This window comes from Massilia aerilata (assembly GCF_042656905.1).
Lineage (GTDB): Bacteria > Pseudomonadota > Gammaproteobacteria > Burkholderiales > Burkholderiaceae_D > Telluria > Telluria aerilata.
Window position 1 is genome coordinate 56,871 of record NZ_JBHSMZ010000009.1, and the last position, 19,297, is coordinate 76,167.

Here is a 19,297-nt window from a genome sequence, read left to right on the forward strand (position 1 = left end):
GTGGGCACGGAGTGCCCACCCTACCTATGAAGCCAACTATCATCGCCATCGCCATCGCTGCCGCCCTGTTCTCGCACGCGGCCATCGCTGCCGAAGCCCCTCCCCTGCGCTACGACATCTACGTCCGCGGCGCCTTCAACGGCTGGGGCACCGACAACCAGCTCGCCTATAAAGGCAAGGGCGTCTACGAGACCGACATCCTGGTCAGCCCCGGCAACCACGCCTTCAAGATCGGCAGCAAGGACTGGAACGCCGAGTGGGTCGCGAATCCTTCGGCCAGCGTGGCCGTCAGCCTGGGCACGGCGTATCCGCTGGCCCTTGAAGCCGGCCCCGAGGACTATCTGTTCACGAAGCAGACCGCCACCTTCCGCTTCCGCGTCGACGTGTCCGACCCAGGCAAGCCGGTGCTGAGCGTGAGCCGCGTCGAGACGCCGGACGCCAAGCCCGCCGTCGATCCGCACGCGGGCGCGGGCGCGACGGCCTCCCTGAGCTTCCCGACCTGGGACGGCAAGCAGGAAACGGCGCGCTTCTCGGTGCGCGACCCGCAGGCGCCGCTGCGCAGCTACGCGCACTCGACCACCATGCAGCTGCGCGACCCCGGTCCGCAGTACACCACTTATAAAGAGGATGCGAGCCTGCCCCAGGTCCGCAGCGGCGACCTGGCCTTCGACGCCCTGTTCGCGCTGGCGGCCCATGAGATGCGCCTGGACTCGGTCAAGGAAATCCGCGACGGTAACTACAACGGCAACAACGCCATTCCCTGCGACTGCTTCGAGACCGGCGAGAAGTGGCACTACGTCTGGACCCGCGACCTGTCCTATGCGGCCGACCTCGGCCTGGCCATGCTGGATCCGCAGCGGGTACGCAATTCGCTGCTCTTCAAACTGTCCGGCTGGCGCGATGGCGTGACGCAAGCGCCGCAAGTCGCGGGAACCAAGGACGGCCTGCAGATCGCCCAGGACACCGGCAGCGGCGGCAGCTGGCCGGTCAGCACCGACCGCATCACCTGGGCCTTCGCCGCCGAGGAGGTGCTGAAATCCCTGCCGCCGTCCGAGCGTGCCCCCTTCGCCGCCACCGCGCTGAAGGCTTTATCGAATACCATCGAGAACGACCGCATCGCCGCCTTCGACCAGGCCACCGGCCTGTACACCGGCGAGGAATCCTTCCTCGACTGGCGCGACCAGAGCTACGCGGCGTGGATTCCGGAAGACCTGGCCTCGATGGCGAGTTCGAAAGCGCTGTCGACCAACGTCGGCCACTACAAAGCCCTCACGCTGGCGGCGATGCTGGCGCGCGAACGGAAGGACGCCGCGCGCGCACGACGCTACGAGAGCTGGGCGCGCGAGCTGAAACGCGCGATCAACGCCCGCCTGTGGCTCGAGGACGCCGGCATGTACAGCAGCCTCACCGCCGCCCATTTCGACGGCGCGCCCATGCACAAGTTCGACTGGCTGGGGCAGTCGCTGGCCATCGTCACCGGCATCGCCGACGGCAAGCGCGCGCGGCGTATCCTGGCCAGCTATCCGCACGGCCCGATGGGCGCGCCGGTCATCTGGCCGCAACAGCTCGACATGCCGGTCTACCACAACCGCGCCATGTGGCCTTTCGTGACGGCCTACGGCCTGCGCGCGGCCGTGGCGGGCCGCAACGTGGCCGTCGCCGACGCCGCCTACGATGCGCTGATGCGCGGCGCGGCGCTGAATTTGTCGAACATGGAGAACCTGGAATGGCTGTCCGGCCAGCCGCTGCTGCTGGACGAAGCCCATCCGAAGCTGATCGGACCGGTCATCAACTCGAAGCGCCAGCTATGGTCCGTCGGCGCCTACATCGGCATGGTGGTGCGCAACGTGTTCGGCGTCTCGGCCACCGACGAGGGCATCGCCTTGGACCCCTTCGTCACGGCCAAGCTGCGCGGCGGCGTGTTCGCGGCCGCCAACGAGATCTCGCTCTACAACCTGCGCCTGCAAGGCCACGCGCTGAACATCAAGCTGCGCCTGCCCGTGGTGGCCGGGAAGGACGTCAATGGCGTGTATGCCGTCGAGCGCATCCTCCTGAACGGCAAGCCGGGCGGCGCCCATATCAAATGGAGCGAGCTGGCGGACGACAACCAGATCGAGATCGTGCTCGGCAAACTGGAAGCCGGCGAACAGGCCATCCGCCGCGTGAACGCCGATCCCTACGTCGAGACGCCCGCCGTGTTCGGGCCGCACGAGCCGGTCATCGCCGGCTTGCAGCGTGATGCAAGCGGCAACGCGACCTTGCGCATCGAAGCGAAGGACACCGGCAAGCTCCACTACAACATCTACCGCGACGGCAAGCTGGTGGCGTCGAAGCTGCCGGCCGGCGCCTGGACCGACCGCCGTGCCTCCGCCACCGCCTGCTACGCGGTCGAAGCGGCATTCGAAGGCTCGGGCAACCGCAGCCACCACAGCCGCCCGCGCTGCCTCGATACCGGCGTCGAGATCCCGGCGGCCGATCCGCGCGTGAACGCAAGCGTCGCGCTGGCCGGCCCCTCGCCGCGCTTCGACGAGCCGCACCTGGCCAACTGGGGCGGGCCGCAGGACCGCTTCGAAGTCCGCGACGTGAAGGCGCCCGCCGCCGGCGACTATGCGGTCCAGGTCCGCTACCACAACGGCGCCAACCAGGTGAACCTGGGCATCAGCGGTGGCGTAAAATGGCTCGCGGTGAAGGATGAGTCGGGCGCCATCGTCGCGCAGGGCGTGGTGCAGCTGCCGCACGCGCGCATCGAGAAGGCGCATACGCCGCTTGTGTATTCGACGCCGCTGGCGGCCCGCCTGAAGGCAGGCCGTGCGTATCGGATCGAAATGAGCGACTTCTATAACATGAGCTACCTGCAGAGTAACAGCAGCTTCAATGCGGCGGGCGGCGCCGAGGGACCATCCAACCGCTTCGACATTTATGGCGTGCGCCTGCTGCGCGTGCGCTGACACGGGAAATCTATGAAACGACGCATGTACACGGCCGCGGCGGCGATGCTGCTGGCGCTGACGGCCCAGCAGGCCGGCGCCACCACGGTCAGGATCCACTACCCGGCCGGCAAGGAAGACATCCGCGTCATCGGCGACAAAGGGCCGATGACCTGGTCGAAAGGCGTGCCGGCGCAGCGCCCCGAAGGTCCGGTGAATGTCTGGACCTATACCTGGCCGGACGAGCTGGGCGCGGTGCAGATGAAGCCCACGCTGGGCGAGGACAAGGTCTCGATCGGCGGCGCCTACAGGCTGGCGCCGGGCAGCACCGTCGACATCTACCCCTTCTTCGGCGCGCCCTTCGGCAAGCTGGCGATCGTGAAGGACTTCGCATCGCCGCAACTGAACAACAAGCGCGCGCTGCGCATCTGGCTGCCGCCCAGCTATGCCGAGAATCCGGCCAAGCGCTACCCGGTGCTCTACATGCACGACGGCCAGAACCTGTTCGATGCGAAGACCGCGGCCTTCGGCGTCGAATGGGGCATCGACGAGACCATGAACCGCCTGATCGCGATGGGCACGGCCGAGGAAGTGATCGTGGTCGGCATCGACAACACCCCCGACCGCATCCCCGAATACACGCCCTGCTGCGACCCGAAATACGGCGGCGGCAAGCTCGATGCCTACGGCGCCTTCATCGTCGACACGGTCAAGCCCTACGTCGACCGCACTTACCGCACGCTGCCGGGCAAGGAGAACACCGCGATCATGGGCTCGTCCCTGGGCGGCATCGCCTCGGTGGCGATCGCGCAGCGCTATCCGGAGACCTTCTCGAAGGCGGGCGGCGTGTCCAGCTCCTTCTGGTGGAACAAGGGCGCCCTGATCGCCAAAGTGCCGGCGCGCCTGCCGGTCAAGTTCTACCTCGACGCCGGCACCGTCGACGATGGGCTCGATGACACCACGAAGATGCTGGAAGCCATGCGCGCCAAGGGCTATCGCGAGAACGAGGACCTGATGTTCTTCAAGGCCGACGGCGGGCGCCACAACGAGGCTTCATGGGCGGCGCGGGTGGAAAAGCCGCTGACCTGGTTTTTCCCCTGGGGGAGTACGAAGCAGTAAGGGCCAGCACCGTCGTCCCCGCGCAGGCGGGGACCCAAGTTTGCACGCATACCGCTACAATCAAGCGCTAGTGGTGCACGCCGAACTTGGGTTCCCGCCTTCGCGGGAACGACGGTGGAGGCGCGGGAACGACGTCAGAACTCGATGCTGTACAAATTGCTGCCCGCATCCCCAGGCACCAGATGCCTGAACTCGACAAACGCCATCCCCAGCTTGCGCAGCAGCCCGTTCGACGCCTGGTTGTTGGGCGAGACGATCGCCACCAGCTTGCGGATACCGATGGTCGGCGCATACGCAAGCACCGCCCTCGCCGCCTCGTAGGCATAGCCCTGGCCGCGCCAGTCCGGCAGGTAGGCGTAGCCGATGTCGATCTCGTCCAGCGTGTCGCGCTTGATCAGGCCGCACATGCCGATCGGCACGTGCCCGTCCGGGAACCCGCCCTCGCTCAATTCCACCACATACAGCGAATGTCCGCGCTCTTCCTGCATCGCGACAGGACCGGCCAGCAAGGCCTGCCGGGCGTCGTCCAGCGTGCGGATGCCGCGGTCGCCGATATGTTCGATGAAGGCGGGGTCGTTGACCAGCGCGTGATAGAACACGGTGTCGTCTGGCGTGGCGGTGCGCAGGCGCAGGCGTTCGGTGCGGACGATCTCCATCGATTGTCAGTCTTCCTCGGGAAGCTCCCAGCGCGCCGGGTCTTCCAGTAATTTGTACATCACATAGGCGTCGACATAACCCAGGCGGCGGTGCCGGTAGGCCTTGGGCAGGGTGCCGACGATCGAAAAACCCAGCCGCTTCCAGAGGGTGATCGCCGGACTGTTGGTGCTGACCACGTAGTTGAACTGCATGGCCAGGTAGCGCTGGCGGCGCGCTTCCTCGATGCTGTGTTGCCCCAGCATGCGGCCCACCCCCACGCCCTGGGCGTTCGGGCTCACCATGTAGGAGGCGTTGGCGACGTGGTTGCCGCGTCCGAAGTGGTTCGGCTGCAGCTTGTACATCCCGAGTATCCGTTCGCCTCCCTTGGCCGCCACGAAGGTTGTCGCACTCGGCGCGAACCAGTAATCATGGCTGTCCTCGCGGCTGGTCGCGCCGCCATGGGCGACGGTTTCACCTGTGGCGACATGGGCCTGGAAGATGGTCCACATGGCGTGGAAGTCGGCGTCGCGCGCTGGTCGAATCTGGATGTCTCTCACTGCTGAGCCCGCTGGATGTGTAACGAAAGCGCAAGATTCTAAACCGGGAACTGGCTGCGCGGCTAGAGAAAAATGTAACCGAATTTACACATAGAAATTGAGTTACGGTAAGCAACTTTTCCCGAATTTCTAGCATGCTTGTCCGCCATGTTTACGTATTTTCTCCTGTCTTGACTTGTATAGGCAGGACTTCGCAAAACGTTCCTACTCTTTGCGGGTCAACCTGAAATCGACGCTCTGCGGCCTGCCTGGCAGGTTCAGCGACGCGCGCGCCGGCGGCGCCTCGCTCAGCACTTTGCCGCGCCGCAGCACCAGGCGGCGCGCGGCGCGCAGGCGGATCGCTTCGACCGGGCCGCCGGCGTCGAGCAGCACCAGGTCGGCGTTGGCGCCCGCCTGGATGCCATAGCCCCGCAGGCCGAGGATGCGCGCCGGCGTTTCCGTCACCGCCAGGAAGCACTGGCGCATCGCGGCCTGGCCCGTCATCTGGGCCACGTGCAGGCCCATGTGGGCCACCTCCAGCATGTCGCCCGAACCGAGCCCGTACCAGGGGTCCATCACGCAGTCGTGGCCGAAGGCGACCGGCACCCCGGCCGCCAGCAGCTCCGGCACCCGGGTCATGCCGCGCCGCTTCGGATAGCTGTCGTGGCGGCCCTGCAAGGTGATGTTGATGAGCGGGTTGGCGATGGCCGCGACGCCCGCTTCGGCAATCAGCGGAATCAGCTTGCTGACATAGTAGTTGTCCATCGAGTGCATCGAAGTCAGGTGCGAGCCGGCCACCCTGCCCTGCATCCCCAGGCGCTGGGTCTCGCAGGCCAGGGTCTCGATGTGGCGCGACAGCGGGTCGTCGGTCTCGTCGCAATGCATGTCGACCATCAGCCCCTTCTCCGCCGCGAATTCGCACAGCAGGCCCACCGATTCCGCGCCTTGCGCCATGGTGCGCTCGAAGTGCGGGATGCCGCCCACCACGTCCACGCCCATGGCGATGGCGCGCTTCAGGTTGTCGAAGGCCGTGGGACTGCGCAGCAGGCCGTCCTGCGGGAAGGCCACCAGCTGCAGGTCGATGTACGAAGCCACGCGGCGCTTCACCTCGAGCAGGGCTTCGACCGCCAGCAGCCGGTCGTCGCAGATGTCGACGTGGGTGCGGATCGCCAGCAGGCCGCGCGCCACCGCCCAGTCGCAGTACTGCAGCGCGCGCTCGATCAGCGCTTCCTGGGCCAGTTGCGGTTTCAGCTCGCCCCACAGCGCGATCCCTTCCAGCAGGGTTCCTGATTCGTTCACGCGCGGCAGGCCGTAGCTCAGGGTGGCGTCCATGTGGAAGTGGGCGTCGACGAAAGGCGGGCTGGCCAAGTCGCCGCCGGCGTCGATCTCGCGCACGCCGCGCTGCGGCAATTGCGGGCCGACCGCGGCGATGCGCTCACCCTCGATGGCGATGTCGATCCCGTGGCGGCCATCGGCCAGGGAGGCGTTGCGGATGACGATATCCATGCACATTCTCCTGATGAGGATGATCGATTGTACAGCGAATGATGCAAATTAATAATTCATACTGCATCGCAATATTTCCTTGCAAAAACAACACAAATACCGCTTCCCAACACTAGTGAACGCCTTTACACTAGATCTTATTGCAGTGCGTCATAACTGAATATAAAGGGATACCGATGACTCAATTTTCCGACCAGTTGTCCGCCGTCCGCCAGGCGCAGTTCGAAGCCCAGCTCGATTTCTTCCGTTCCTTCACCACCCGCGCACTCGACAGCGCCAGCCAGCTGGCCGCGCTGAACGTGCGCACCTCGCGCGCCTCCGTCGAGCAGGCCGCCGGCGCTTTCAAGCAGCTGCTCGAGGTGCGCGACCCGCGCGACCTGTTCTCGCTCGGCTCCGCCGCACAGGGACAGTGGCAGGCCCTGTTCTCGTATGGCCGCGAACTGGCCGGCCTCGCCGCCGGCGTGCCCACGCTGCCGGCATCGATCCCGCTGCTGGCTGCGCCCGCGCCCACCGCCAACGTCCCGACCAGCTACGCCCAGGTGATCGAACAGGCTTCGATCGCCACCGACGCCGCCGCCACGATCGGCAGCGAGATCGCCGCCGCGGCCGTGGATATCGGCGCCGCGCATGCGGAAGCCGCGATCGAAGCCGGCACCATGGCGCGCGCCGAAGCTGTCCAGGCAGCCGAGGCGCAGGCTGACGCCAGGATCGCGGAATTCGAAGCCGCCGTGGAAACCGCCATTGCCGACGAAACGCCGCCCGCCGAACCGACCGCGCTGGCCAAGGCCCTGCACGAGCTGTCGCCGAAGCCCGCGAGCGCCGGGCACCCGGTCGCCTCCACCGTGCCGCTGGAAGCCGCGGAAGGCCAGGTCGAACTGCCGCCGGTGACGCCGCCGGAAAACATCGCGCCGTTCATCGCGCCGCCGCCGAAGACATCGCGCTCTTCGCGCCGGAAGTGAGCGAAGCGAACGCACCTTCAAAGCACAGCCGGTCTGCAGGCGCCTGGCAAAAATAGTACATTAGCGGTCCTCGCAACACGATCGAAGAACAGGACACGCAATGGGTTTGGCTAGGCTGATCGGCGGCTTCGTGCGCCGGCATTGGCGTTCGTACGCGTCGTCGGCGGTGATGCTGTTCGGCGTCGCCCTGTGCTCGGTGCTGGTGCCGCGCAAGGTCGGCGCCACCATCGACGCCCTGGCGGCGCACCGCCTGCAGGGCCAGGACCTCACTTTCCAGTTGCTGCAGCTGCTGGGCCTCGGCCTGGCCATCTACGTGCTGCGCGTGGCCTGGCGCCTGCGCCTGTATTCCGCCGCCTACCGCCTCGGGGTCGAACTGCGCACCCGGCTGTACGCGCGACTGTCGGCCCAGGGCCCGGCCTTCTACCAGCGCCAGCGCACCGGCGACCTGATGGCGCTCGCCACCAACGACATCGACGCCATCGAGCAGGCCGCCGGCGAAGCCATGCTGGCCGGCTTCGACGGCACCCTGACCCTGGTCATGGTCCTCGGCATCATGTTCCTCGGCGTCGACTGGCGCCTGACCCTGATCGCCCTGCTGCCCTTCCCGCTGATGGCGCTGGCCTTCTGGCGCATCTCCAGCCACATCCACACCGCGTCCAGCGATTCGCTGAAGCGCTTCTCCGCGCTGAACGACCACGTGCAGGAAACCCTGTCCGGCGTGCGCACCCTGCGCGCCCTCGGTCTGGAGCAGCGCAGCGCGAAGCAGTTCGGCGAGCTGGCCGCACGCGCCGCCGACGCCAGCCTGACCGCGCAAAAATGGGAAGCGGCCTACGAGCCGGCGGTCGGCCTGACCCTGACCGCCGCCACCGGCCTCACGCTCGGCCTGGGCGGCTACCTGGTGTGGAACAGCCAGCTCACCATCGGTTCGCTGACCAGCTTCACGATGTACCTCGGACAGCTGATCTGGCCGATGTTCGCGGCCGGCTGGGTGCTGTCCCTGATCGAACGCGGACGCGCAGCGCTGGCGCGCCTGGAGCCGCTGCTGGAGGCGCCGCTCACCATCGACGACCATGGCACCGTAGCCCGGCTGCAGCGCGGACCGCTGGTGCTGCAGGACCTGAGCTTCGCCTACACCGGCCAGGAGATCCCCGCCCTGAAGCAGGTATCGCTGCGCCTCGAACCCGGCCAGACCCTGGGCCTGGTCGGGCCCACCGGGGCCGGCAAGTCGACCCTGCTGCGGGTGCTGCTGCGCCAGGCCGAACCCCAGCACGGGCGCGTCAGCTGGGGCGGCCACGCGCTCGACGAGTACACCCTGGCGACGCTGCGCGCCGGGATCAGCTGGGTGCCGCAGGAATCCTTCCTGTTCTCGGCCTCGATCGCCGAAAACATCGCCCTCGCCAAGCCCGGCGCCTCGCGCCAGGAGATCGAGCACGCGGCGCGCATGGCCGACATCCACGACGACATCCTGCGCTTCCCGAACGGCTACGACACCCCGGTCGGCGAAAAGGGCATCACCCTGTCCGGCGGCCAGCGCCAGCGCGTGGCGATCGCGCGCTCGCTGCTGGCGCAAAGCCCGCTGCTGCTGCTCGACGACGCTTTATCGGCGGTCGATACCGGCACCGAGACCCGCATCCTCGAGCACCTCGACGAACTACGCGCAAACCGCCCCGAGCTGTCCGCGGTGATCGCCAGCCATCGCCTGTCGGCCGTGGTCAAGGCCGATCTGATCATCGTGCTGAAGGATGGGCGCATCGCCGAATCGGGCAGCCATGAGGATCTGCTGGCGCTGGACGGCTGGTACGCCAGCCAATGGCGCTATCAACAACTGGAGGCCAGCCTCGATGCAGTCTAAAGAAAAAACGACGCCGGCCCAGGCCAGGCAGGCGGCCGGCCTGCTGCGCCGCGCCGCGCACCCGGACCGCGCCCACCTGGGCTGGGCCACCGGCTGGCTGATCCTGGCCGCCGGCCTCGAAGTCGTCGGCCCGCTGCTCGGCAAGAAGCTGATCGACGAGCACCTGCTGACGCATCATCTCGACTGGACCCGCATGGGCTGGCTGCTGGCCGGCGTGCTGCTGACCGGCTGGGCCGCGTCCTGGCTGCGCTTCCTGCAGCTGGTGCGCCTGTCCGGCCTGGCGATGCGCTCGGTGCAGCGGCTGCGCGAGTGGGTCTACGGCCACGTGCTGCGCCTGCCGATGGCCTTTTTCGACCGCGCCATCACCGGCCAGCTGGTGAGCCGCGTCACCAACGACACCGAGGCCGTCAAAACCCTGTACATCCAGGTGCTGTTCGTGATCCTCGATTCCACCATCGTGCTGGTCGGGACCTCGATCGCGATGGCCTGGCTGGACTGGCGCCTGATGCTGATCGTGCTGGGCCTGCTGCCGGCGGTGCTGGGCATCATCTGGCTCTACCAGCGCCTCTCCGCGCCGGCGGTCACGCGCGCACGCGCGCTGCGCAGCGACATCAATGCGCAGATGGCGGAATCGATCGGCGGCATGAGCGTGCTGCAGGCGAACAATGCCGAGCACCGCTTCGGCCAGCGCTTCGCCGCCACCAACGACCAGCACTACACGGCGCGCGTGGCCGAGCTGCGCGCGAACGCCTTCCTGCTGCGTCCCGCGCTCGACTTCCTCAACGTGATCCTGCTGGCGGTGGTGATCTTCAGCTTCGGCCGCCAAAGCATGGGCGCGGTCGAGGTCGGGGTGCTGTACGCCTTCATCAGCTATATCGCGCGGGTGGTCGAGCCGCTGATCCAGATCACGATGCAGTTCAGCGGCCTGCAGCAGGCGGTGGTCGCGACCGCGCGCGTGGCGCACCTGCTGGATGAAACCAGCGCGCCCGACCACGGCCTGCGCAGCGGCAGCGGCGGCCGCCCTGCCGATACGCCGGCGAACCAGGTCGAAGGCGCGCCGGCGGTGCGGGTGCGCGACCTCAGCTTCGGCTACGTCGACGGCGTCACCGTGCTGCACCACCTGTCGCTGGAGATTCCGCAGGGCGCCTTCTTCGGCATCGTCGGCCACACCGGCAGCGGCAAGTCGACCCTGCTGTCGCTGCTGCTGCGCTACTACCCCGTCAAGCATGGCAGTATCGAGATCCACGGCGAGCCGCTGGCCGGCATCGCCAACGAGCGCTTCCGCAACGAGGTCGGCCTGGTGCCGCAGGATCCCTTCCTGCTGGCGGCGACGGCGCGCGAGAACATCGACATGGGACGCGGTCTCTCCGTCGAGGCGATCGAAACGGCGGCGCGCGCGGCCCACGCCCACGACTTCATCGCCGCGCTGGAACAGGGCTACGACACGCCGCTCGGCGAAGGCGGCTCGCGCCTGTCGTCCGGGCAGAAGCAGCTGATCGCCATCGCCCGCGCGCTGGCCGGCAAGCCGCGCATCCTGCTGCTGGACGAAGCGACCTCGCGCATCGACAGCGCGACCGAGCAGATCGTGCAGCAGGCCGTGGTCGGGCTGCGCGGCAAGGTGACGGTGATCGCGATCGCGCACCGCCTGTCGACCATCCGCGACGCCGACCGCATCGTGGTGCTCAACCACGGCCGCATCAGCGAGGCCGGCAGCCACGAAGAGCTGATGCGCATCGAAGGCGGGCTGTACCAGCGGCTTTATTTGCTGCAGCAGCTTGCCGCCTGAACAATGTTGATGCATATCGCATAGCGTCTGTATATACAACATATAAGACAAAGGAATACCTCTGTATCTTTTTCGCATATATCGGGCAGAATTTGTATTTCTTTGTAGCAACCGGCGTACAATGATTGGTTGAGTCCCGAGTGGGACGCAATCGTCACGTCCCTGAGGAACTATGTTGGCAGGCCTGAAACGCGGAACGCATCACCGGCGCAGCCTCAAGCTGCTGTTCGCGCTTTTGTGCGCGTCAGGCACCGTTGCCGCTTATCCGGGTCCCCTTGAGCCTCGCCTCCTGGGAATACAGGAAACGATCCGCATCAACCCGCAACGCGGCTTGAGCATGCTGGACGAACTCGCGCCGGCGGCAAGCAAGGCCTCGGGCGCGGAGCATGCGGAATTCCTCAGTCTGTCCTGCATCGCCCATTACCGGGTCGGCGACAACGAACATGCCTTGCCCTTGTGCGAGCAATCGCTGGCGATGGCGCGCGAGAGCGGGGACCAGCACGCAATCGCCAAGGCTTTGCTGGCGAAAGCCTATGCCTTGTTCGCCATCAACGAAATGGGCCAGGCGCACCAATTGGTGTGGCAGGCCGAAAAGCTGGCCGCGTCCAGTCCGGACCTCGATTTGCGCCTGCGCGCGACCATCTCGTCGGGCGAGTCGTACGCGGAGGACGGCAATTTCCCGACTGCCCTGAGCAAAATGCAGGCCGCCGCTACCCTGGCTCGCCAGAGCGGTAGCCCGCTGTATACCGTCATGGCCCTGAATTCACTGGCCTACCTGTACAACCAGATGCGCGAGCACGCCAAGGCGTTCGAAGTGCTGGACGAGGCCTACCGCGCGGCCGGGGAACTGAATTCGCCGGGCCGCCTGGCCATCCTGAAGACCACCGATTACGCCGTGTCGATCGATTCCGGCCATGTCAAGCGCGGCCTCGATGCCCTGCAGGCGGCGCTCGAGCTGGCGCGCCGGGCCAATGCCGACTCGATGATTGGCACGACTTACGTCAACCTGTCGGACTTCTACCTGAAGCAGCGCGATTACAAGAACGCCCTGGCATCCGCCCAGCAGGCGCTGGAGCAGTCGCGCCGCATCAAGAACGAATCGACCATGGCCACCGCGCGCCTCAACATCGGCCAGGCCTACCTGGCGATGGGGCGCCTGGCGGAAGGCAAGAAGTCGATCGAAGAAGGCATGGTCTGGTTCGAAAAATCCGGCCACATGCCGGATCTCCAGTCGGCCCTGACCGAGTACGGCGACGCGCTCGAACGTGCAGGCGACATGGCGGGCGCGGTGCAGGCCTACCACCGCGAGCGCACGCTGTCGAACGAGCTGTTCGAAAAGCGCCGCCAGAAGGCGATGGTGGAGCTGCAGGAAAAATACGAAGCCGACAAGCGCCAGCGCCAGATCGAGCTGCTGCGCCAGGAAAACCAGGTCAAGAGCACCGAGATCGACAACCGCCGCCTGCAGCAGCGCGTCTGGTGGCTGCTGGCGCTGGTGTTCGCGCTGTCCGCCGTGATCGTCTACTTCCTGTACCGCAAAGTGCGCCAGGCGAATGCCCAGCTCGAGGAAAAGAACCAGGAGCTGAAGCAGCAGAGCGCGCGCGATCCGCTGACCGCCCTGTACAACCGCCGCCACTTCCAGGAATTCATGCGTGGCCACCAGGAGATCGCGCAGCGCGGCGCCGGCAAGGATGCGAACGCCAGCGAGGAGATGGTCAGCGCGCTCTACCTGCTGGACGTCGACCATTTCAAGCACATCAACGACACCTACGGCCACGGCGCCGGCGACGCGGTGCTGCGTGAAATCTCCGAGGCCCTGCGCGAGATCCTGCGCGAGACCGACATGATCGTGCGTTGGGGCGGCGAGGAATTCCTGGCCTTCCTGCCGGCGGTGCCGCGCAGCAGCCTGGACGACGTCGCGCGCCGCCTGCTGAGCGGCATCCCGGCCCGCAGCATCGACTACCAGGGCGCCAAGCTGTCGGTGAACGTCTCGATCGGCTTCGCGCCCTTCCCGCTGGCGCCGGGCGGCAAGTCGATGTCATGGGAACGCGCCGTCAACCTGGTCGACATGGCGCTCTACCTGGCCAAGGGCCACGGTCGCAACCGCGCTTATGGCGTGCAGGGGTTTGCGGGCGATACCGGCATGAGCATGGAGCAGATCGAGCAGGATATCGAGGCCGCGTGGCGGGCTGGCAGCGTGGAGCTGTCTGTCGTGCAGGGGAACTGGCAGGAGCTAAGAGCGGTTTCCTAAGCCTCACGTGGTCCCCGCGCAGGCGGGAATCCAAGTTTGTTTGCGTTTCGTTAGCGCATGCAGAACTTGGGTTCCCGCCTTCGCGGGAACGACGAGACGGTTGGGGCAACGACAGCTTCCAGGCTAACGCGCCGCCTCCTGCATCTTCTCGCCCGCCTGCTCCACCTTCTCCCCCACTTTCGCAGTCGCCCGGTCCAGGTTGGTCCTGGCCTCGGCCGCCGCTTCCTTCGCCTTCTCCCGCGCCCGCTCGGCGGCGGCGTCGGCCTTGACCACCTGGTCCTGGACCGCCGTCTGCACCTTGGCGCCGGCCTCGTCGACGACCTTGCCGGCTTTCTGGGCCGGGCCCATGCCGTCGGCGGGCGACTGGTTGCAGCCGGCCAGCAAGGCGGCGGACAATAAAGCGATAGCCGATACACGATTCATGATGCACCCCCTCTCCGGTTACTGGAACTTTGCCTGCTGCTCGGCCTGGGTCTTCAGCGCACGGCACTCGCGGTTGCCGGCATCGACCATGGTCAGGCACAGCGTCATCTTGTCGGCCGCGGCGGCGTAGTTGCCGTTTGCCAGATCGCGTTCTGCGCTCTGGATCAGGTTGTACGCGGACTGGGCCGTTTCCTGCGCGGACCGGCCGCCGCCGGAGCCGGTCGCACCGCCGCCCGAGGCACCGACCGCGTTGCGCGGCACCGCCAGCGGGTGGGCGCGGTGCGTCTCATCCTCGCGGCGCGCGGCCTCGATCCTTTCCTTCATCGCGGCCGTGTCCTCGTCCTCGCCCCAGCGCTTGGTGAAGGCCTGCAGGCGGGTTCTCGCCTTGTCCCAGCTGGCCGCCGCCAGCGCCGCCTCGACCGCGTTGCCGGCCTCGCTCCAGGCCTTGCCGCGCTGGCGGCGCCTGGTGCACTTCGCGGCTTCGTCGTTGAGCGCCTGCTGCAGGCGCTGCAGCTGTTCCGGCGTGGCGCGCGACTTGCGCAGCGCGATCAGGTCGGCCTGGGCTTCGCTGCCCTTGCATTCGCGCGCCAGCGCGATCGCGGCGTCGATCTGGCGGTCGATCTTCTTCGTCGAGGGCTTGGCCAGCAGCCACAGGCCCCACAGCGCGACCAGGGCCAGAATCCACCAGCGCAGGCGGATCGGCGTGCGCCTGGGCGGATGCGCGGCCAGCGGCGGGCGCGGGACTTCCTGGCGTGGCGGCGGTGGCGGTGGCGGTGGCGGTGGCGGCGGGCTGCTTGCGCCGGGCTTGGCGGTGCGGCCGAATTCGTTCGCGCTCGGGGTGGGGGACGTGGATGGCGGTGCGGCATTCGGACGCGGCGTCTCAAGCGGCGGCGATGCGGCGCCGGCGCTTGCCGACGCCGGCGACGCCCTCACGTCGGCGCCGGCCGCCACGCCCTGCGCACCGGCGCGCGCCTGCGCTGTCCCGCACCATGGACAGTAATGCACGGGCCGCGGCGCGGGCCGGCCGCAAGCCTCGTTGATGCAGCGGTAGATTGCCTGGTCGTGCACGTTGTTCCTTTATTCCTTTAGGCCGGATCCGGATCCGGAACCCCGTCCTCGGGATCCGGAATCGCGTTGTCGAAAACCGCCGCCAGTTCCGGCATCTCACCGACCGTCTTCCACTTGTCCTGGCGCGGATTCCACTGCATGTTCCAGATGCGCGTGCCGTGGTCGATCTCGCCGCGCGCCAGCGCCTGCGCGACCTCTTCCAGCGCATACGGGCCGCGCTGGGCGCCGTTGACGAACAGTTTATAGCGCGACGCCATCGGGCTCGCTCCGGCCACGAAAGCCTCGGGGCTGCCCACCGCCGCCGCATGCATGCCCGGACCGACGGCGCCTGCACCCGGCCCGGCCGGCGCCGACGCAGGCGAAGCCGAACGCCGCTCCAGCGCCTGCAGCGCGCGCGCTTCGCCGGCCAGGAACTCGGGCCGGATCACGCGCTTGTCGACCGGGCGCTCGACTTCCCAGTGATAGGCATCGCTGGCGGAATCCGGCACTGTCTCGCTCCACAGGTCGAGCTGGGCCAGCGCCGCCTCGACCTGGGCCGGCGACAGCTCGGGATGCAGGGACGCCGCGCGCCGCATCCACTGGTCGTACAGGCGCCGCGCGGTAATCGTCGGCAGCGAGGGCGACGGCAGCTGGGCGCCGGTCTCGTCGACTTCCAGCTTGGGCTCATACACGCGCAACTGGTAGTGGCGCATCAGCGCGGCGAGCAGCGCCAGCCGGTAAGGCCCCATCGCGCCGAGGCGCTGGCGCACGGCGGCGATCACCTGCTCGCGGTAATAGGGCGGCAAGCCGTTCGAGCGGATCGCGTACTCGTTGCCGATCTGGAGCCATTCGCCCGAGCCCTGCTCGACTTCGAACAGGTACTGGCCGCGCGGCTGGAAGGCGGCTTCGCGGTCGCCGGCATCCTGCTTGCGGCGGATGACGCCCAGCGCCACCGCCTGCAGGAACCATTCGTAGTCGTCGGCCAGGCGGTTCAGCTCGTCCATCGAAGGCGAGATCGGATGGCGGAAGCGGGTCGCATCGAAATGCAGGTGCGTCGGGATCTTGGGGTTCTCGATCTGGTAGGAGGCGCGCCAGGTCGGCAGGCCGCGCAGCACCGTCATCGGGTAGCCGGACAGTTCGATGTAGCAGACCGCCCTGCCCGCCACGCCGGTGTTGACGATGGCGACCGCGTCGCCGTGCAGGAAGCCGGTCGGCACCGCGGCGCGGATCTCCGGTTCCAGCTTGCGCCACGCGGCCGGGTCGCCGACGCCGACGAAGCACTTGAACTGGTCGGCGCTGGGCATGAACTCGGCCGAGAAGCGCGCATTAATCCACGGCATGGCACTGCGTATCCACTCGCTGAACACGCGGTGGCGCTCTTGCGGCGACATCGCGTTCAGGCGCTCCAGCAGCGGGTCGACCGCCTGCGCCGGCTCCAGCCCGGCCGCCTGCATGCTCGAGAGCTGGGTCTGCGCACGGCGGAACAACTTCAACAATAGGTCGGCCCGCAGGCGCTCGTCGCCCAGTTGCGGGAACAGCCTGGCCGAGCCGCCGAATTCCAGCAGCACCTCTTCGGACCAGCCGCTGACGTCGCTGGTCAGCCGCACCGGCTGCGGCAGCACGTCGCTGGCCAGCTTGATGTAGGTGGCGTGCTCCTGGCGGGCGTCGGCGCGCAGCTGGCCGATGCGCTGATCGCAGGCCGCCAGCATGGCCTGCACGGAGCGCCGTCCTTCCTGGAATTCGCCGGCGATGCCGCTCCATTGGGCGTTTCCATGTTCATCGGTGCCCTGCGGATTGCCGAGCCAGGCCGACATGCTGTTCATGACGTCGATCGCCTGGCCGGATGCGACAGCCAGCAAGTGGAAGCGCAGGTAGTCGGCGATGTCGCGCTTCAGGTGGTTCATGACTTCGCGCGCCTGCGCGTCCTTGCCGAACAGGCGGCCGGCGGCCTGCGACAGATTGTTCAGCGACTCCTCGACCTGGCGCGTGCGCAGGGCGTCGCGGATGTCGCGGTAGCGCTTGCCGTTGCGCTGGGCGTTGGCGAGGTCGCGCTGGGCCAGCCGCGATTTGACCTGCTCCAGCAGCGAGAGCACGAATTCGAGGCCGCCCTGCTTGCGGTCGTCGAGCAGCATGTAGAGGCGCCCGCGCACGTTCAGGCGCAGGTTCGCGAGCAGCTCGCCGGTGTGGCGCTTGATGCGGTCCTCGCTGGTCTCGGCGGTGGCGCCGGCTTCGCGGATGGCGTCGCGCTCCAGGTTGGGCAGCAGCTCGACCACCTTCTCGCGCCACAGCTTCAGGTCGTAGGACGCCATGATGCGGTCGACCTCGACCTGCACCTTGCTCTCGACCCGCTCCAGCAGCGAACGCTGGTCCTTGTCCATCAGGAGCATGTCGGTCAGCGCGTATTCCTGGAAGGGCGTGACGTCCACGGTGCCCTTGCGGAAGTCCGGGAATTCGGAGAACGGATGCTCTCCCATGGCCATCTGCTCGCGCATGAAGCTGTCGCGCTCCGCATCGGTGGCGCGGCGCGCGCCGGCGCCGTCGGTGCCGGCGAGGCCGAAGAAAGCCTTCACCATCAGCGCCGCCAGCTCGTAGGCGCGAATATCGTCGCGCAGGCTTTGCTGGGTGTCGAGCACGGCCTGGCCGAAGGCGGAATAGACCTTCGAATAGGACAGGCGCATGTCGCCGAAGCGCTGCTCCGGCACGCGCGGATTGTAGGGGCCCAGCTTGTGCTGCTGCTGGTTGACCGCCACCGAGCGCTTGCGGTTGGCAAAATCGGCCGAGGCGAAATCCTCGAACAGGGTGTCCGCCACCATCTGGTAGACGTCCTTCACGTCCTGGGTCGCCTTGTTGGCCAGGTTGGCGGTGTCGACGAAGTAGACGTCGTCGAAAGGCGCGCCGCGCCCGACCACGCTGTCCGGGTCCATCCACTGCACGCGCGCGTTCATGTCGCGCATGGTGGTCTCGAGCTCCATCAGGGTCGCGTAGGCATTGGCCTCGGTGCGCTCTTTATTCGCCTTCGCATAGCCCGAAGGCAGGAACATCACCAGGTCGACCTGGCTGTCCGACACTTCCTGGCGCGCGATGGCCTTGGCGATCCAGCCCAGGTCGATGGCGCTGCCGGCCCCGGTGCCGCCGGCGTTCGAGGCGATGACGACGATGCGGAATTTACTCGTATCGACTTGCAGGCCCAGGCGCTGGTAATTCTCCTTGCGCTCGATGCCGGCGTTCGAGCTGAGGAAGTTCAGCGCGCCCTTGATGCGGCCCCGCAGCTTGGGATACTTATCGAACAGGTACAGGCGCGCCAGCGCACGGATCTGGCCCGCGCCTTTCGAGGGGTCGATGCCCAGCGAGCGCAGTTTCTTGGGCCGCAGCGGCATCCAGCTTTCGATGAGGGGAAAGCGCGCCAGGCTGTCGTCGGACTCGTGATACTGAGGGAGATCGAGAGGCTCCACGAGCCTCTCTTCGTCGCTCAGCTTGACCAGCTCGTACCAGGGATCGGTCTGCTGCGACTTGCCCTCGTCGATAATGGCCTGGTTGTCGAGGTCGAAGTGCAGGAAGCGCGCGACCGGGAAGTCGGCGATCGACTCCACCCGGGTCGGATGCTGGCGGTTCCAGACCGCCGACAGGATGCGGCGGCGGATGCGCATCATGACTTCCATGCCGGTGCCGCCGGAACCGATGAACAGTGTCGGCCGCAGGTCGACTTTGAGTTCGGCTTTCTTGTTCAATGCCGAGGGATCGGGAAAATCTGCCATGTTCGTTCTTCCTAAATATCAGCGGCGGCCGATGAATAAAGCCGCGATGAGTGCTGCCACACCAATGATCACCAGCGGCCCCGTGATCGCCAGCGTCAGGTACTTGGCGGCGTTGATGATCGCCAGCACCGCCGCGAAGGACAGGAAGGACAGGCCGACGAACATCAGCCAGCCCGCGCTGCCGGCCGAGGACGGCGCCACGCGCTTGACCACCAGGTGGTGCACGTAGGCGTTGCGCACGAAGAAGTAAATCACCAGCAGCACCAGCAGCACGGCGCCGCCGATCGCCAGGTCGCGACCCGAGGTGTCGCGCAACGGGGCCGCGCTCGGATTGGTGGCGCCGCCGGGCGCGATCTCGACCGGCTGGTTGGCGGTGTCGGGCGCCGTCTTCGGCATCGGATCCTGGGGCGCGGTCGGCGTGGTCGGCGCCGTCTGGCCGGGCAGCTTGAAGCCGGGGTCGGTCGTTGTCGGTGTAGCCTTCTGGTCTTGCATGGGGGTCCTCT

At 67.2% G+C, this 19,297-nt stretch carries 13 protein-coding genes; 6 read left to right on the top strand and 7 right to left on the bottom strand.

All coding sequences use genetic code 11. The features are described 5' to 3' along the window. The first annotated feature begins 26 nt into the window (after positions 1-26). Positions 27-2,948, top strand: coding sequence for an esterase (locus ACFPO9_RS14090; RefSeq protein WP_379771740.1), 2,922 nt, complete (start codon positions 27-29; stop codon positions 2,946-2,948). 12 nt (positions 2,949-2,960) lie between these two features. After that, a complete protein-coding gene (locus ACFPO9_RS14095; RefSeq protein ID WP_379771742.1) occupies positions 2,961-4,046 on the top strand; it encodes an alpha/beta hydrolase in 1,086 nt (361 codons plus the stop codon). A gap of 134 nt (positions 4,047-4,180) precedes the next feature. Here ACFPO9_RS14095 and ACFPO9_RS14100 read toward each other — a convergent pair whose 3' ends face one another. The 3 genes from ACFPO9_RS14100 to ACFPO9_RS14110 form a co-directional block, all read right to left on the bottom strand. Further along, positions 4,181-4,702, bottom strand: a complete 522-nt coding sequence (locus ACFPO9_RS14100) for a GNAT family N-acetyltransferase (RefSeq protein ID WP_379771743.1) — start codon at positions 4,700-4,702, stop codon at positions 4,181-4,183. 6 nt (positions 4,703-4,708) lie between these two features. Then, a complete protein-coding gene (locus ACFPO9_RS14105) occupies positions 4,709-5,239 on the bottom strand; it encodes a GNAT family N-acetyltransferase (RefSeq protein WP_379771745.1) in 531 nt (176 codons plus the stop codon). Between the two features lie 204 nt (positions 5,240-5,443). Beyond that, on the bottom strand, positions 5,444-6,724 hold the full coding sequence (locus tag ACFPO9_RS14110; RefSeq protein ID WP_379771746.1) for an amidohydrolase family protein: 1,281 nt from the start codon (positions 6,722-6,724) through the stop codon (positions 5,444-5,446). A gap of 176 nt (positions 6,725-6,900) precedes the next feature. Between ACFPO9_RS14110 and ACFPO9_RS14115 the strand changes: the two genes are divergently transcribed. The 4 genes from ACFPO9_RS14115 (at position 6,901) to ACFPO9_RS14130 (ending at position 13,569) form a co-directional block, all read left to right on the top strand. Then, positions 6,901-7,683 (top strand): phasin family protein, encoded by a 783-nt coding sequence (locus ACFPO9_RS14115; protein WP_379771748.1) that lies wholly within the window; start codon positions 6,901-6,903, stop codon positions 7,681-7,683. 100 nt (positions 7,684-7,783) lie between these two features. After that, positions 7,784-9,535 carry an ABC transporter ATP-binding protein gene (locus ACFPO9_RS14120; RefSeq protein ID WP_379771750.1) on the top strand — a complete coding sequence of 584 codons (1,752 nt, stop codon included), beginning with the start codon at positions 7,784-7,786 and terminating at the stop codon, positions 9,533-9,535. Then, positions 9,525-11,321 (top strand): ABC transporter ATP-binding protein, encoded by a 1,797-nt coding sequence (locus ACFPO9_RS14125; protein WP_379771751.1) that lies wholly within the window; start codon positions 9,525-9,527, stop codon positions 11,319-11,321. Before ACFPO9_RS14120 ends, ACFPO9_RS14125 begins: the two co-directional genes overlap by 11 nt. 337 nt (positions 11,322-11,658) lie before the next feature. After that, a complete protein-coding gene (locus tag ACFPO9_RS14130; RefSeq protein ID WP_379771752.1) occupies positions 11,659-13,569 on the top strand; it encodes a tetratricopeptide repeat-containing diguanylate cyclase in 1,911 nt (636 codons plus the stop codon). 123 nt (positions 13,570-13,692) lie between these two features. On the opposite strand, the gene ACFPO9_RS14135 is transcribed toward ACFPO9_RS14130, so the two are convergent. The 4 genes from ACFPO9_RS14135 to ACFPO9_RS14150 are packed head-to-tail and all read right to left on the bottom strand — an operon-like array spanning position 13,693 to position 19,286. Beyond that, entirely contained in the window at positions 13,693-13,992 is a 300-nt protein-coding gene (locus ACFPO9_RS14135) for a hypothetical protein (RefSeq protein ID WP_379771753.1), read from the bottom strand. Between the two features lie 18 nt (positions 13,993-14,010). Continuing rightward, positions 14,011-15,060: a hypothetical protein gene (locus ACFPO9_RS14140; RefSeq protein WP_379771755.1), complete on the bottom strand. Its 1,050-nt coding sequence runs from the start codon at positions 15,058-15,060 to the stop codon at positions 14,011-14,013. Positions 15,061-15,077: 17 nt separating this feature from the next. Then, positions 15,078-18,794 (bottom strand): tubulin-like doman-containing protein, encoded by a 3,717-nt coding sequence (locus ACFPO9_RS14145; protein ID WP_379771756.1) that lies wholly within the window; start codon positions 18,792-18,794, stop codon positions 15,078-15,080. Positions 18,795-18,812: 18 nt separating this feature from the next. Beyond that, entirely contained in the window at positions 18,813-19,286 is a 474-nt protein-coding gene (locus ACFPO9_RS14150; protein WP_379771758.1) for a hypothetical protein, read from the bottom strand. Between the last annotated feature and the right edge of the window lie 11 nt (positions 19,287-19,297).

Coding starts and splice junctions, on each gene's coding strand:
- ACFPO9_RS14090 (WP_379771740.1), top strand. CDS start 27: ATGAAGCCAACTATCATCGCCATCGCCATCGCTGCCGCCCTGTTCTCG.
- ACFPO9_RS14095 (WP_379771742.1), top strand. CDS start 2,961: ATGAAACGACGCATGTACACGGCCGCGGCGGCGATGCTGCTGGCGCTG.
- ACFPO9_RS14100 (WP_379771743.1), bottom strand. CDS start 4,702: ATGGAGATCGTCCGCACCGAACGCCTGCGCCTGCGCACCGCCACGCCA.
- ACFPO9_RS14110 (WP_379771746.1), bottom strand. CDS start 6,724: ATGGATATCGTCATCCGCAACGCCTCCCTGGCCGATGGCCGCCACGGG.
- ACFPO9_RS14115 (WP_379771748.1), top strand. CDS start 6,901: ATGACTCAATTTTCCGACCAGTTGTCCGCCGTCCGCCAGGCGCAGTTC.
- ACFPO9_RS14120 (WP_379771750.1), top strand. CDS start 7,784: ATGGGTTTGGCTAGGCTGATCGGCGGCTTCGTGCGCCGGCATTGGCGT.
- ACFPO9_RS14125 (WP_379771751.1), top strand. CDS start 9,525: ATGCAGTCTAAAGAAAAAACGACGCCGGCCCAGGCCAGGCAGGCGGCC.
- ACFPO9_RS14130 (WP_379771752.1), top strand. CDS start 11,659: ATGCTGGACGAACTCGCGCCGGCGGCAAGCAAGGCCTCGGGCGCGGAG.
- ACFPO9_RS14135 (WP_379771753.1), bottom strand. CDS start 13,992: ATGAATCGTGTATCGGCTATCGCTTTATTGTCCGCCGCCTTGCTGGCC.
- ACFPO9_RS14145 (WP_379771756.1), bottom strand. CDS start 18,794: ATGGCAGATTTTCCCGATCCCTCGGCATTGAACAAGAAAGCCGAACTC.
- ACFPO9_RS14150 (WP_379771758.1), bottom strand. CDS start 19,286: ATGCAAGACCAGAAGGCTACACCGACAACGACCGACCCCGGCTTCAAG.